Origin of the sequence: Curtobacterium sp. MCJR17_043, assembly GCF_003224315.2 — a bacterium.
In the GTDB taxonomy this organism is placed as follows: domain Bacteria; phylum Actinomycetota; class Actinomycetes; order Actinomycetales; family Microbacteriaceae; genus Curtobacterium.
In genome coordinates, this window is record NZ_CP126259.1 from 2,801,006 (window position 1) to 2,814,267 (window position 13,262).

Here is a 13,262-nt window from a genome sequence, read left to right on the forward strand (position 1 = left end):
CCCTGCGCGAAGTGCGGATCGCCGACGGAGACGCCGGCCCCGGGCACCTGCACGGGCAGGTGCAGTGTGGCGCCGGCGGTGAGCAGGGCGATGTCGACGTTCCCGCCGTGCGGCCCCGGTGGGACGGAGTGCGGCCGGACCTCGCTGTCGACGGTCACGCCGACGATGCCGGGGAACGGCCGGAGTGGGAAGGTGACCACCCGGGGCCCGCCCGTCACGACCGGCAACCGCCCGAAGTCGACGCCGTCACGGGTCACGACGTCCGCGAAGACCGAGACGGGCTCGTCCCCGCGCGGGAGTTCCCCCCGGCAGCGCTCCGCGACCGTGCCGGTTGGAGATCACGCCGTACGGCACCCGCGGGACGGCCTCGAGCACCGTGACGGAGACGACGTCGCCGGGCTCGGCCCCCTGCACGGCGACCGGGCGGGACACCACGTGCGGACCGTCGGCCGCGTCGCGCTCCACGTGCCGGACGATGTCGACCGCGTCCGCCAGCACGTCCGCCGCGGCCACGCCGTGCCGCCCGAAGAACGCCACCGGGTCGGACCCCTGGTCGGGCAGCAGGCCTTCGTGGCTGACGGTGTCGATCGTCACGACGGTCCCGGGGGCGACGGTGCGGACCGGCTCGTCGTCCCGACTCGGCAGCCGTCCCCAGAGGACGTCGTCGGGCGTGGAGCCGAGGTGCACGTCGGCTGCGGCGAGCGTCTCAGGCACGGTCCACCAGCTCTCCGGCGACCACGTCCACGGTCGTGACGTCGTCCGCGGTGGAGGTGATCCGCCTCCCCCCGCAGCCAGGTCCCCGTGACCCGACCGCGTACCGACAGCCCGTCGAAGGCGGAGACGGGGTTGCGGTGTGCGAGCGCGTCGGCCCGGACCGTGGACTCGGCGTCGGGGTCGAACACCGCGAAGTGCGCGAGGGCGCCCGGCGCGATCCGACCGCGGTCGGTGAAACGGGCGAGCGCCGCCGGTCCGGTCGTGACCGCGGGCACGACCGCGTCGAGCGGCAGGCCACGGCGAGCGGCCTCGGTCCACACGGCACGGAAGCCGACCTGGAGCCCGGCGATGCCGCCCCACGCCAGACCCCAGTCGTCGACCTTGAGGTCGACGGTCGACGGGGAGTGGTCGGACACCACCATGTCGATCGTGCCGTCGAGGAGCCCCGCCCAGAGCGCGTCGCGGTTCGCGTCGTCACGGATCGGCGGGCAGCACTTGTACGCGGTGGCTCCGTCCGGGATCGACCCGGCCTCGAACGCCAGGTAGTGGGGGGCAGGTCTCGACCGTGATGCGCACGCCGTCGTCCTTCGCCGCACGGATCATCGGGAGGGCGCCTGCGTCGGAGAGGTGCAGGACGTGCACCCGGGCGCCGGTCTCCCGTGCGCCGTCGATCACCCGGGCGATGGCCGAGCGTTCGGCCTGCGCGGGTCGGGTGGCGAGGAAGTCGCGGTACCGGCCGCCGAGCGCGTCGTGGTCGACGAGGTGCTCCGGGTCCTCGGCGTGCACGATGAGCAACGCGTCCAGGGCAGCGACCTCGCCGATCGCCTGCCGCAGCGCACCCGGGTCGAGGTGCGGGAACTCGTCCACGCCGGACGGTGCCGTGAAGCACTTGAAGCCGAAGACCCCGGCGTCGTGCAGGTCGCCGAGGGAACCGGCGTTGCCCGGGACCGCGCCGCCCCAGAAGCCGACGTCGACCGCCACCCGGCCGGCCGCACTCGCCCGCTTGACGGCGAGGGCGGGCACGTCGACCGTCGCCGGGATCGAGTTCAGCGGCATGTCGATGATCGTCGTGACACCACCGAGTGCGGCCGCGCGCGTGGCGGAGGCGAAGCCCTCCCACTCGGTGCGGCCGGGCTCGTTGACGTGGACGTGGGTGTCGACGAGGCCCGGCAGCAGGACGTGCCCGTCCGGCACCGTCTCGTCACGCTGCCCGTTCGCCACGGCGTCGACCGGTCCGACGGACACGATCCGGCCGTCACGGACGACGACCGACGCGGGGCGGAAGGCACCGTCGACCCAGGCGCGCTGCGCGCGGAGCACGAGGTCGGCGGGCGCCAGGCCCTCGTCCACCGTCACGGACCCGAGGCTCGTCATGCGCCCGCCCCCCACCGTCACGCGGGCGTCCGCGAGCGCGAAGGACGCGAGCGCCCCGGAGAACGGCTTCGGTGGCGGCGGGGCGTACTCGCCGTGCTTCCCGGTCGTCAGCCCGAGGCGGACGAGCGACTCGGCGAGCAGCGTCGTCGCGCTGACCCCGTCGACGACCGGGGCCCCGATCTCCTCGGACACGGAGGCGCAGAAGTCGGCCATGCCCGCGCAGCCGAGCACGACCGCGTCGGCGCCGTTCGCGATGACCTCGCGACACTCGGCGACGACCAGGTCCCGCGCGCCGGACGTCGGGTCCTCGAGCCGGAGCACGGGCACCTCGCACGCCCGCACCTCCGTCAGGAGCGCCGCACACCCGTAGCGCTCGGCGAGTTCCCGTGCGCGCCCGGTCGTCCGCGCGAGCGTCGTGACGACCCCGAACCGCCGCCCGAGCAGCACCGCCGTCCGGTAGGCGCCCTCGGCGATGCCGATCACCGGGCCGCTGGCGAGCTCCCGGGCCGCGTCGATGCCGGGATCGCCGAAGCACGCGACGACGGTGGCGTCCACCCCGTCCCGCTCGCCCGCGGCGATCTGCTCGAGGAGCCCCGGGACGGCGAGCGCTTCCTCGTAGTGGCTCTCGATCGAGGCCGGCCCCATCGTGGGCTGCACGGCCTCGACGACCGTGCCCGGACCGACGACGGCGGCCGCGGCCCTGCCGATCGCCGCCGTCATGGACGCGGTGGTGTTCGGGTTGACGACACGGATGCGCATCGCGGGTCCTTCCGATGGAGCTGGTGGTGCTGGGTGGTGACGATCCTCGACGGACCGGGGGGCGGGCCTCCCGGCTGTCCACAGGGGCACCGGCTCAGAGGGCTGCGCCGGCGCCCCTGTGGACGAGTGGGCAGCCGTTCAGGCGCGGCCGGAGGCGGCGCCGTCGTCGACCGTCGGGTCGTCCGCGGCGAGCGCGGGCATCCGCGGCGACCGACGTTCCAGCGCCCAGAAGACGACGAGCCCGAGTCCGCAGCCGATGAACCAGCTGTAGGTGCTCAGCCAGGGCAGGACGCCGAGGGCCGGCGGGAGCACCGCGCTGCCGACCGAGACCGCCCCGGTGGTGACGAGCGTCCAGATCGCGTTCGGGTTGAAGCCCTTCCGGTACCAGTACCGCGCGGACGGGTCCATCGAGTACATGTCGTCGACCGCGACGCGCTGCTTCCCGACGATGTAGTACCCCGCGATGAGGATCCCGAACAGCGGACCGATCAGCGCACCGAGCACGCCCAGGGTGTACAGGATGGCCTGGTCGTTGCCGTACCAGTTCCACGGGGTGAGGAGCACCGACCCGACCGCCGCGATCATGCCGCCCGCCCGCCAGCTGATCCGGCGCGGGGACACGTTCGAGAAGTCGAAGGCGGGGCTGATGAAGTTCGCGACGATGTTGATGCCGACGGTGGCGATGACGAACGTCAGCCCGCCGAGCAGGATCGCGAAGGGGGGCGTCGATCGCCTGGACGGTCGCGATCGGGTCGGTGATGAGCTCGCCGAAGACCGGCACGGTGGCACTCGCGCACAGCACGGTCAGGATCGAGAAGAACAGGAAGTTGACCGGCAGCCCGAGCAGGTTGCCGCGCTTCACGGCCGCGAACGACCGCCCGTACCGCGAGAAGTCGCCGAAGTTGAGCATCGGGCCGGAGAAGTAGCTGACGACCAGGGCGATCGCGGACAGCATCACCGGGATGCTCTCGGCGAAGGACATCGGCTCGCCGACCGAGAGCGTCAGCGAGATGTTGCCGATGCCGGCCCGTGCGACGAGGTACACCGCGAGGGCGATCATGACGACGTAGACCGCCGGCCCGGCCCAGTCGATGAACTTCCGGATCGCGTCCATGCCCATCCAGAACAGGGCTCCCTGAGCGACCCACAGGACGGCGTAGGAGATCCAGCCGAGCGCGTCGAGGCCCAGGAAGGACGGCTCGAGGAGGGCCGCGGCACCCGGGATGAACTTGAGGAACACGATGTTCAGCGACTGCGCCGCGAGGAACGTCTGCACGCCGTACCAGGCCATCGCGATGAGACCGCGGATGATCGCCGGGACGTTCGCACCGAGCACGCCGAACACCGCGCGGTTGATCACCGGGTACGGGACCCCGGTCCGCTGCGACGGCTTCGCGACGAGGTTCGCGAAGACCTGCACGACGAGGATGCCGACGACCAGGGCGACGAGCACCTGCCAGCTCGCGATGCCGAGCGCGAAGAGCGACCCCGCCGTGACGTAGCCGCCGACCGAGTGCACGTCGGACATCCAGAACGCGAAGACGTTGTAACTCGACCAGGTCTGCTTCCGCAGCGGCGCGAGGTCCTCGTTCGTGAGGGCCGGGTCGTACCCGGGCTTGATCAGGCCGGCGCCCGCGGGGGGCGGTCGACGTGACGGGGGCGTGGGGCGGTGCGACGGGTGCCGCGACTTCGGTTGCCATGACGTCCTCCGGAGTGGGAGAGGGTGAGGTCGGCGTCTGCCTGGGAAGGAAGCTACGGACCCCGGTCGCACCGCCCGTTTCCCCTGTGTGACGACCGTGTGACATGACACCTGCATCGGAACGATCGTTCCAGGAGGCGCCGATCTCCTCCTCGAGGGGGGAGGCACCGGCCGGACGGGCTCCCCTAGCGTGGCCACCGATGATCGAAGTACAGCACCTCTCCAAGCGCTACGGCCCGAAGACCGCGGTCGACGACGTCTCGTTCGTCGTGCACCCCGGGATGGTGACCGGCTTCCTCGGCCCGAACGGCGCCGGCAAGTCGACCACCATGCGGATGATCATGGGGCTCGACCGCCCGACCTCCGGCAGCGCGACGGTGAACGGGCGGCCGTACCAGGACTTCCGCGACCCGCTCCGGCAGGTCGGGGCCCTGCTCGAGGCGAAGGCGGTGCACTCCGGGCGCAGCGCGCACAACCACCTGCTCGCGCTCGCGGCGACGCACGGCATCCCGAAGCAGCGCGTGCACGAGGTCATCGAGATGACCGGCCTCGAGTCGGTCGCCCGCAAGCGGGTCGGTGGGTTCTCGCTCGGCATGGGCCAGCGGCTCGGCATCGCGGCGGCACTGCTCGGTGACCCGCACACGCTGATCCTCGACGAGCCGGTGAACGGCCTCGACCCGGACGGGGTGCTCTGGGTCCGTCAGCTCGCGCGCCGTCTGGCGGCGGAGGGGCGCACGGTCTTCCTCTCCAGCCACCTCATGAGCGAGATGGCGCAGACCGCCGACCGCGTGGTCGTCCTCGGTCGCGGCAAGGTGCTCGCCGACGCCCCGATCGCGGAGTTCGTCGCCGGCGCCGGTGGTCCCGCCGGCGGCACGGCACTCGCCCGGGTCGTCGTCCGGACCCCGATGCCGGACCAGCTCTTCGCCGCGATCGGCCCGGCGGCCACCGTCACCCAGCGTGAGGACGGGTCGTTCCTCGTGGTCGGGCCGGACGCACCGACGGTCGGTGACATCGCCGCCCGCGCCGGTGTCGTCCTGCACGAACTCACCCCGACCGGCGCCAGCCTGGAGGAGGCCTACATGGCGCTCACCCGCGACGACGTCGAGTACCGATCGGAGGGCACGCGATGAGCGCGCCGCAGCAGACCGACCACCGCGGGACCGAGCAGCACCGCCACCGCGGCAAGGCCTCCCTGGAGGGCAAGCGCCTCGGGTTCGCCCGACTGGTGCGCAGTGAGTGGATCAAGTTCTGGAGCATCCGGTCGACGTTCTGGTGCTTCGCCGTCATCGCCGTGCTGACGATCGGCCTGGCGACCCTCCTCGGCGCCCTGGCCGAGGCCGGCGCGACCACCACCACCGACGCGGCGAACGAGACCATCGTCGGGATGAACACGATCAGCGTGTACCTGTCCGCTCTCGTGGTCGGGGTGCTCGGCGTCCTCATCATCTCCGGCGAGTACACCACCGGGCAGATCCGGTCGACCTTCACCGCGGACCCCGGACGCCTCGGCGCCCTGCTCGCCAAGGCCACCGTGCTCGCCGTCTCGACGTTCCTCGTCAGCGTCGTCGCCACCTGGATCGGCGTCGCGATCTCGACCGCGCTGCAGGCGGGCAAGGGGGGTCCACCCGGACCTCGCCGACCCCGCGGTCTTCATGCCGCTCCTCGGTGCGTCCGTGTACGTGACGCTCGTGGCACTGCTCGCGTTCGGCATCGGCCTGCTCGTCCGCTCGAGTGCCGGCGGCATCGCCATCACGCTCGGCATCCTGCTGGTGCTGCCGATCGTGCTCAGCCTGGTGTCCGTGCTCGCGGGCATCGACTGGCTCGGCACGGCCGCCGGGTACCTGCCCGACGCAGCCGGCGGGCAGCTGTACGCCTACGCGTCCGACGCACCCGCGGGCGCGACCGGAGCCCCGGCGACGGCGACGGCCGAGGGCGGTTCCGACCTGAACGGGTGGAGCGGTGCGGGCGTCCTCCTCGCCGAGGTGGTCGTGGTCAACGCCCTCGCGATGGTGGTCGCGCGACGCCGCGACGTCTGAGCACACCGGCACACCGGCCCACCGGCCCACCGATGACCGGTCGCTGCCGACGGGAGGCCCGTGGCGGGTCCGCCGCGGGCCTCCCGTCCGTCAGGCGACGACCGGAGCGGTCATCCCCCCGACCCGGGGGGTCCGAGCCACCGCGGGCGCGCAGCAGCCCGCCGACGACGAGGGTCACGAGCCCGCCGACGGCGACCAGCAGGGCGGCCAGGGCTGCCACGCCGGCGCCGATGTTCGCTCCCGTGCCCTCGGACAACGGGATGCTGTTCCACCACAGCGCGAGCTGGTGCCCGACGAGCCCGATGACCGTCAGCACCACCCCGATGACCATCAGGCGATGCGACGACCCCGGGCCCCTCCGCGGTCGGGGCGATCGCTGGAGGCGCGGCGGCGGCAGGTGGGTCATGTGCTCATCATGCCCGTGTCGTGCCGGCGCCCGCGGACGCGGTCTTCGCCCTCACCGTGGTGCGGGATCCGCCGTCGGGACCTGCCCCGCGCGCAGCATCGCCTGTTCGAGCAGCTCCACGTCGATGCCGACATGCCGGCGTGCGACCTCGCCGGCCTCCGCCGCCCGCCCCGCACACACCGCCTCGACGAGGACCTCGTGGTCCCGCGTGGCACGTGCCTCCATGTCCGCCATGCCCTCCTCGGTCCCCCCAGAGGTGTGCCGGTGCCGCGATCGAGATCTGCGCCTCGAGGGTCGCGAGGGTCGCGCGGAGGACGTCGTTGCGCGCCGCGTCGATGATGCTCCGGTGCAGGACGGCGTCCGCCTGCTGCTTCGCCGCGCCGCTCGAGGCCTGCCGGAAGGCGTCGAGCCGGTCCCGGAGCGCAGCCGCCTCCGCCGGGGTGATCCGCTCGGCTGCCGCGGCGGCCATGGCCCCGTGCAGCAGGGCGATCGCGTCGGCGGTGTCCTGGATGCCGGCCCACCGGGCGAGCAGGGTCCGGCCGACCGACTCGGACGAGCTCGCCGGCCACTGCGTCCGGACGAACGTGCCGCCACCACGTCCGCGTCGGGTCTCGAGCAACCCGCGGTCGACCAGGCGAGCGAGGGCGCTCCGCACGGTGACACGCGCGACGCCGAGCAACGCCGCGAGTTCGCGTTCGGGCGGGAGTCGCGCCGCGGGCAGGTACTCCCCCCACGGCGAGCGCGGTCACGAGCCGGTCCTCGACCTCGTCCACCCGTGTCTCCGTCGCGCGATCCGTCACGGCACCCCTCTCGACGGCCCTCCGTGGGCCGGCGCTGTTACGGCCACGTTAAACGAGCAGAAAAGGTCTTGCCTGGGACCTTTCGAAGGGCCATGCTCACCCCATGTCCCGCATCACCGAGAGCACGATGCCGTTCCTGGACGGCGAGACCTGGTACCGGATCACCGAGCCCGACCGCCCCGTCCCGGGGGGCGCTGCCCCTCGTCGTCCTGCACGGCGGCCCCGGCATGGCGCACGACTACCTGCGGAACCTCGAGGCGTTCGCCGACGAGACCGGCCGCACCGTCGTCCACTCCGACCAGTTCGGCTGCGGTCGGAGCAGCCACCGTCCGGACGCCCCCCGCCGACTTCTGGCAACCGCAGCTGTTCGTCGACGAGTACCGCGCGCTCGTCGCCCACCTCGGCCTCGGCGACCACCACGTGCTCGGGCAGTCGTGGGGCGGCATGCTCGGCGCCGAGATCGGTGTCCGCCGTCCGGGTGGCATCGCGAGCCTGTCGATCTGCAACTCCCCCCGCGTCGATGCAGCTGTGGGTCGACGGTGCCGCGGAGCTCCGCAGCCGTCTGCCCGAGGACGTGCAGGACGCGCTCACCCGGCACGAGGCCGCCGGCACCACCGAGGACCCGGAGTACCTCGCCGCGACGCAGGTGTTCTACGAGCGCCACGTCTGCCGCGTCGTCCCGATGCCCGCCGACTTCATCGCGTCCGAGGAACAGATGGAAGCCGAGCCGACGGTCTACCACACCATGAACGGGCCGAACGAGTTCCACGTCATCGGGTCCCTGCGCGACTGGTCCGTCGTCGACCGCCTGGACCAGGTCGACGTCCCGACCCTCGTCGTCGCCGGTGAGCACGACGAGGCCACCCCCGCCACCTGGCAGCCCTTCGTGGAGCGCATCCCCGGGGCCCGCCAGCACGTCTTCCCCGGCGCCAGCCACTGCACCCACCTGGAGCAGCCGGAGGAGTTCCGCCGCGTCATCGGTGCGTTCCTCGCCGAGCACGACGCCCACCCCACCGACTGACTGACACCGCCGGCACCACCCCGGCCGGCCGTTCGCCGGACAGGAGGCCCGTCACCGACCCGTGCCGCGCCTCCCGTCCGGACCCCCACCCCCCTGCACCGTCCCTCCTCCCCGAAACGGAACCGACATGTCGCAGCAGCACAGCGAGCTCTCCGCACAGCAACAGCTCGAGGCCTACGGCTACAAGCAGGAGCTCGACCGCTCCGTCTCCACCACCGACCTGCTCGTGTACGGGCTCGTCTTCATGGTGCCGATCGCCCCGTGGGCGATCTTCGGCACCGTCTACAACGCGTCGAGCGGCATGGTGCCGCTCGTCTACATCGTCGGCCTCGTCGCGATGATCTTCACGGCCCTGGCCTACGCGCAGATGGCGAAGTCGATCCCCCCTCGCCGGCAGCGTGTTCTCGTACGTCGGCCGCGGCATCCACCCCACCGCCGGCTTCTTCGCCGGCTGGGCGATCCTGCTCGACTACCTGCTCGTCCCGACGCTGCTCTACGTCTTCGCCGCGGAGAGCATGGTCGGCATCTTCCCCGGCACCCCGCGGTGGCTGTGGGCGCTCGTCTTCGTGGCGATCAACACCGTCATCAACCTGGCCGGGGTGTCGTCGCTCAAGCTGGCGAACCGGATCTTCCTGCTCATCGAGCTCGTCTTCGTGGTGGTCTTCGTCGTGATCGCGATCGTCGCCCTGACCGGCGGCACCGTGCCGGGAGCGTCCTTCAGCACCGACCAGGTGTTCGACCCGGCGAAGGTGTCGGCACCGCTGATCGCGTCGGCACTGTCGATCGCGGTCCTGAGCTTCCTCGGCTTCGACGGCATCTCCACCCTGTCGGAGGAGTCGACCGGCCGCCGTGGTGGTGCCGGGCTGGCGATGATCCTGGCGCTCGTCATCGTCGCGTTCCTGTTCGTCGTGCAGACCTGGCTCGCGAGCGCCCTGGCCGCCGGTCGGGACTCGTTCTCGGACAGCGAGGCCGGGAACGCGTTCTTCACCGTCGTCGAGCAGGCCTCGTCGAGCGGGTGGGCGACGGCCTTCTTCGCCGTCAACGTCCTGGCCGTGGGCATCGCGAACGCCATGGCCGCGCAGGCCGCGACGAGCCGCCTGCTCTTCTCGATGAGCCGCGACCGGCAGCTGCCCGCGTTCCTGCACAAGCTCAACGGCCGTCGGGTCCCGCAGAACGCGATCCTGGTCGTCTCGGTGCTCTCCGCGATCCTCGTGCTGTTCTTCGTCGGACAGATCGACACGATCTCGTCACTGGTGAACTTCGGCGCGCTGTTCGGCTTCATGCTCCTGCACGTGTCGGTGTTCGTGCACCACGTCGTGAAGGGGAAGTCGCGCAACTGGCTGCTGCACCTCGTCGTGCCGCTCATCGGGTTCCTCATCATCGGGTACGTGCTGCTCAACGCGGCCGTCGAAGCGAAGGTCGGCGGCGTCATCTGGCTCGTCGTCGGCGCCGGCGTGTTCCTGTACTACCGGGCGACCGGGCGCTCCACCGAGGTCGGTTCGGAGGAGCCGGGCACGCTGGGTGAGGGCGACCGCACCGCCGCCACCACCCTGACGAAGGACGAGGACCACCGATGACCGCGGACCACCACCTCCCGAACACGCTCGGCCGCCCCGGCTACGCGGCCGACCGCGACCCCGTGCTGACCATCGCGCCCGGCACCGGCGAGACGATCGGGTTCGAGACGACCGACGCCGTGTACGCTGAGCTCGACGACCACCACGACATGGCGCAGCTGCAGGCCCCGATCAACCCGGTCACCGGCCCGGTGTACGTCGAGGGTGCGGAGCCGGGCGACACCCTCGCCGTGACGATCCACGACATCGAGCTCACCACCCACGGCTGGTCGGTGTCGCTGCCGGGCTCGGGCGCCCTGCAGCACGTCATGGGCGACCGCGTCTTCACCCGACGCTGCCCGATCGAGGACGGGGTCGTGCACGTCACCGACCGGCACGCGTTCCCGGTCCGCCCGATGATCGGCTGCATCGGCACCGCCCCGGCCGCGGGCGAGAACTCGACGATCATGCCCGCGTACGCCGAGGGCGGGAACATGGACGTCACCGAGGCCCGCCCCGGCTCGACGGTGTACCTGCCGGTCCGGGTGCCCGGCGCCCTGCTGTCGATCGGCGACATCCACGCGATCATGGCCGAGGGCGAGTCCTCCTTCGTCGCCATCGAGGCGCAGGGCACCGCCGTCGTGTCCGTCGACCTCGTCAAGGGCGGACCCGAACTGCGTGCCCCGCGCATCGAGACCGCCGACGAGTGGCTGTTCGTCGGCCTCGGTGAGCCCGTGCAGGAGAGCATCCGCCGCGGGTACGAGGACGCGTACGCGTTCCTGGTCGACGAGCACGGCTGGTCCGGGGACGACGCCTACGCGGTGCTCAGCGCCGTGGGCGACTCGAAGCTCGGTGGGCCGACGGGCTCCGGTGCGCCGGACCGGCTGCACCCGTTCGACGCGGTCGGTGCGGTGACGCTGCACCGGGTGCCGAAGGCGGTGCTGGAGCCGGCCGAGGCGCCGACGCCGTAGCCACCGGCCGCCGCTTGCCGGACGGGAGGCCCGGACCGCGTGACCGACGTCGGTCACGCGGTCCGGGCCTCCCGTCCGTGCGTCCGTGCGGTGCGTGCGTCCTGCTTGCTCGCTTGCGCTCGGGGTTCCGCAACACGCCGCCGTTGGCTCGTCCCGGTTCCGCAATTCACGCATCTCGCGGCGCTAGATGCGTGAATTGCGGAACCGCGGGGACGGGGCCCGGGCGCGTCAGAACGCATGTGCTCCGAGGAGCGTCCCGGCGGCGTAGGTCGCGGCGAGCGCGAGCGCCCCGCCGAACACCACGCGGACGGTGGCGCGGCCGCGGCGAGCACCACCGAGTGCGGCGCCGGTCGTCCCGGTCACGGCGAGTGCGACGAGCACGGCGACCACCGTGACCGCGATCTGGATCGACGTCGGGGCGAGGAGCATCGCGAGGAAGGGCAGCGCCGCGCCCGCGGTGAAGGTCGCGGCCGAGACCCAGGCCGCGCGCCACGGGCTGACGACCTCCTCCTCGGCGTCGCGGAGTGCGGCGGCGGCGCGGCGGTCCCGGACCTCGGGTCGGACGAGTTCGGCGGCGACGGAGGTCGCGACGTCGTCCGTGACCCCGAGCGCGCGGTAGTGGTCGGCGATGGTGACCGCGTCCTCGGACTCGGCCTCGAGCTGGGCCTGGTGGGCGGCCTGGCCGGTGCGCTGGGCGTCGCGGGCTCCGCTCACCGACACGTACTCGCCGAGCGCCATCGACACGGCGCCGCCGACGAGTGCTGCCGTGCCCGCGGCGAGGACGGGGCCGGTCGTGGCACCGGCACCGGCGACCCCGACCAGGACGGCGGCGACGGACACGATGCCGTCGTTCGCGCCGAGGAGACCGGCGCGCAACCAGTTGAGGCGGGCGGCGCTCGTGGCGTCGTCGTGCTCGGTGCCGGGGAGCGCGAGGTCAGCTGCGGTCGACATGGGGAGAGCCAAGCACCTGCGCGGGGATCGCACCAGCAAGGGAAGGCTCCCCTGACCGGGGCGTTCCCCACCGAGGACGACCGGTCCGCACCGGCCGCGCAGCGGGAGGAGCACGATGGACGCGACCGCACGCTCCGCCGCCACCGGCTGTTCAGAGGAGGACCATGTCCACCGTCCCCGCCCGCACCGACCCCGTCCGCTACGTCGCCATCGGCGACAGCTTCTCCGAGGGCGTCGGCGACGACGGGGACGTCCCCTTCCCTGGGTGGGCCGGACGACTGGCCTCCGGGCTCGCCGACCACCTGTCGGGCCCGGTCTCGTACGCGAACCTCGCGATCCGCGGTCGCCTGCTCGCCGGGGTCCTGGACGAGCAGCTCGACGCCGCGCTCGCCCTCGACCCGGCGCCGACGCTCGTCACGTTCTGCGGCGGCGGGAACGACATGCTCCGTCCGGGCTACGACGTGGACGTGCTGCTCGGCCGGCTCGCGACCGCGGCGGACGCGGTCGCCGCCCGCGGGATCCGGTTGGCACTCCTCAGCCCGGCCGACCCGAGCGCCCGACTGCCGCTCGGCAAGCTCATCAACGCCCGCGGGGACGCCTGGGCGGAGGCCCTGACCGGCTTCGCGCGGGAGCGGGGCCTGCCCTACGTCGACGTGTCCCGCGACCCACACCTGCGGCGCGCCGAGTTCTGGTCCGAGGACCGGCTGCACATGAACCCGCTCGGACACCAGCGGGTCGCCGACCTGGCCCTCCACGAGATCGCGGGTGGACCGACCGTGACGGCGCCGGTCGTCCCGGACGCGACGCGCACGTCGGTCACCGAGGAACTCCGGTACTACCGGGACCACGTCGTGCCGTGGGTCCGGCGGCGCGTGACCGGCCGGTCCTCCGGTGACGGGCGGGTCGCGTCCCATGGCGACTGGACCCCCGTGCCGCCGAGCGGCCGACGACGCTGATCCGGGCGGGGTGCGGCCC

12 protein-coding genes and 4 pseudogenes are annotated in these 13,262 nt (G+C 72.7%); 6 read left to right on the top strand and 10 right to left on the bottom strand.

All coding sequences use genetic code 11. The features are described 5' to 3' along the window. Positions 1 to 59: 59 nt before the first annotated feature. The 6 genes and pseudogenes from DEJ15_RS18825 to DEJ15_RS14520 form a co-directional block, all read right to left on the bottom strand. Positions 60 to 257, bottom strand: a pseudogene (locus tag DEJ15_RS18825) (acetamidase/formamidase family protein); the annotation flags it as partial. Next, on the bottom strand, positions 247 to 594 hold the full coding sequence (locus DEJ15_RS14500) for an acetamidase/formamidase family protein (protein WP_284175166.1): 348 nt from the start codon (positions 592 to 594) through the stop codon (positions 247 to 249). The gene DEJ15_RS14500 and the pseudogene DEJ15_RS18825, both read right to left, overlap by 11 nt. Positions 595 to 782: 188 nt before the next feature. Then, positions 783 to 2,088 (bottom strand): annotated as a pseudogene (gene allB, locus DEJ15_RS19705) (allantoinase AllB); the annotation flags it as partial. Between the two features lie 153 nt (positions 2,089 to 2,241). Beyond that, a pseudogene (locus DEJ15_RS19710) lies at positions 2,242 to 2,847 on the bottom strand (aspartate/glutamate racemase family protein); the annotation flags it as partial. A 138-nt stretch (positions 2,848 to 2,985) separates the two neighbouring features. Beyond that, a complete protein-coding gene (locus DEJ15_RS14515; protein ID WP_284176221.1) occupies positions 2,986 to 3,636 on the bottom strand; it encodes a cytosine permease in 651 nt (216 codons plus the stop codon). After that, positions 3,632 to 4,663: pseudogene (locus DEJ15_RS14520) on the bottom strand (cytosine permease); the annotation flags it as partial. The gene DEJ15_RS14515 and the pseudogene DEJ15_RS14520, both read right to left, overlap by 5 nt. Positions 4,664 to 4,746: 83 nt before the next feature. Between DEJ15_RS14520 and DEJ15_RS14525 the strand changes: the two are divergent. After that, a complete protein-coding gene (locus tag DEJ15_RS14525; protein ID WP_110824725.1) occupies positions 4,747 to 5,676 on the top strand; it encodes an ABC transporter ATP-binding protein in 930 nt (309 codons plus the stop codon). Here DEJ15_RS14525 and DEJ15_RS14530 read toward each other — a convergent pair. Continuing rightward, positions 5,622 to 6,200, bottom strand: a complete 579-nt coding sequence (locus DEJ15_RS14530; protein WP_284175169.1) for a hypothetical protein — start codon at positions 6,198 to 6,200, stop codon at positions 5,622 to 5,624. The two genes, DEJ15_RS14525 and DEJ15_RS14530, sit on opposite strands and share 55 nt — an antisense overlap. Here DEJ15_RS14530 and DEJ15_RS14535 point away from each other — a divergent pair. Then, positions 6,199 to 6,582 (top strand): hypothetical protein, encoded by a 384-nt coding sequence (locus tag DEJ15_RS14535; protein ID WP_284175170.1) that lies wholly within the window; start codon positions 6,199 to 6,201, stop codon positions 6,580 to 6,582. The two genes, DEJ15_RS14530 and DEJ15_RS14535, sit on opposite strands and share 2 nt — an antisense overlap. Here DEJ15_RS14535 and DEJ15_RS14540 read toward each other — a convergent pair. Together DEJ15_RS14540 and DEJ15_RS14545 are read right to left on the bottom strand one after the other, a co-directional pair. Continuing rightward, positions 6,539 to 6,988: a hypothetical protein gene (locus DEJ15_RS14540; RefSeq protein WP_284175171.1), complete on the bottom strand. Its 450-nt coding sequence runs from the start codon at positions 6,986 to 6,988 to the stop codon at positions 6,539 to 6,541. The two genes, DEJ15_RS14535 and DEJ15_RS14540, sit on opposite strands and share 44 nt — an antisense overlap. Before the next feature lie 7 nt (positions 6,989 to 6,995). Beyond that, positions 6,996 to 7,667, bottom strand: a complete 672-nt coding sequence (locus DEJ15_RS14545; RefSeq protein WP_284175172.1) for a FadR/GntR family transcriptional regulator — start codon at positions 7,665 to 7,667, stop codon at positions 6,996 to 6,998. Between the two features lie 641 nt (positions 7,668 to 8,308). Between DEJ15_RS14545 and DEJ15_RS14550 the strand changes: the two genes are divergently transcribed. The 3 genes from DEJ15_RS14550 to DEJ15_RS14560 all read left to right on the top strand — a co-directional run bounded on the left by DEJ15_RS14550 (position 8,309) and on the right by DEJ15_RS14560 (position 11,336). Beyond that, a complete protein-coding gene (locus tag DEJ15_RS14550) occupies positions 8,309 to 8,809 on the top strand; it encodes an alpha/beta fold hydrolase (protein WP_284175173.1) in 501 nt (166 codons plus the stop codon). 398 nt (positions 8,810 to 9,207) lie between these two features. After that, positions 9,208 to 10,386, top strand: a complete 1,179-nt coding sequence (locus DEJ15_RS14555) for an APC family permease (RefSeq protein WP_284175174.1) — start codon at positions 9,208 to 9,210, stop codon at positions 10,384 to 10,386. Continuing rightward, positions 10,383 to 11,336, top strand: coding sequence for an acetamidase/formamidase family protein (locus tag DEJ15_RS14560; RefSeq protein WP_110824730.1), 954 nt, complete (start codon positions 10,383 to 10,385; stop codon positions 11,334 to 11,336). Before DEJ15_RS14555 ends, DEJ15_RS14560 begins: the two co-directional genes overlap by 4 nt. Before the next feature lie 228 nt (positions 11,337 to 11,564). Here DEJ15_RS14560 and DEJ15_RS14565 read toward each other — a convergent pair whose 3' ends face one another. Further along, positions 11,565 to 12,287, bottom strand: a complete 723-nt coding sequence (locus DEJ15_RS14565) for a VIT1/CCC1 transporter family protein (RefSeq protein WP_110824731.1) — start codon at positions 12,285 to 12,287, stop codon at positions 11,565 to 11,567. Between the two features lie 164 nt (positions 12,288 to 12,451). On the opposite strand from DEJ15_RS14565, the gene DEJ15_RS14570 reads away from it, so the two are divergent. Continuing rightward, positions 12,452 to 13,243: an SGNH/GDSL hydrolase family protein gene (locus DEJ15_RS14570; protein WP_110824732.1), complete on the top strand. Its 792-nt coding sequence runs from the start codon at positions 12,452 to 12,454 to the stop codon at positions 13,241 to 13,243. Positions 13,244 to 13,262 lie beyond the last annotated feature (19 nt).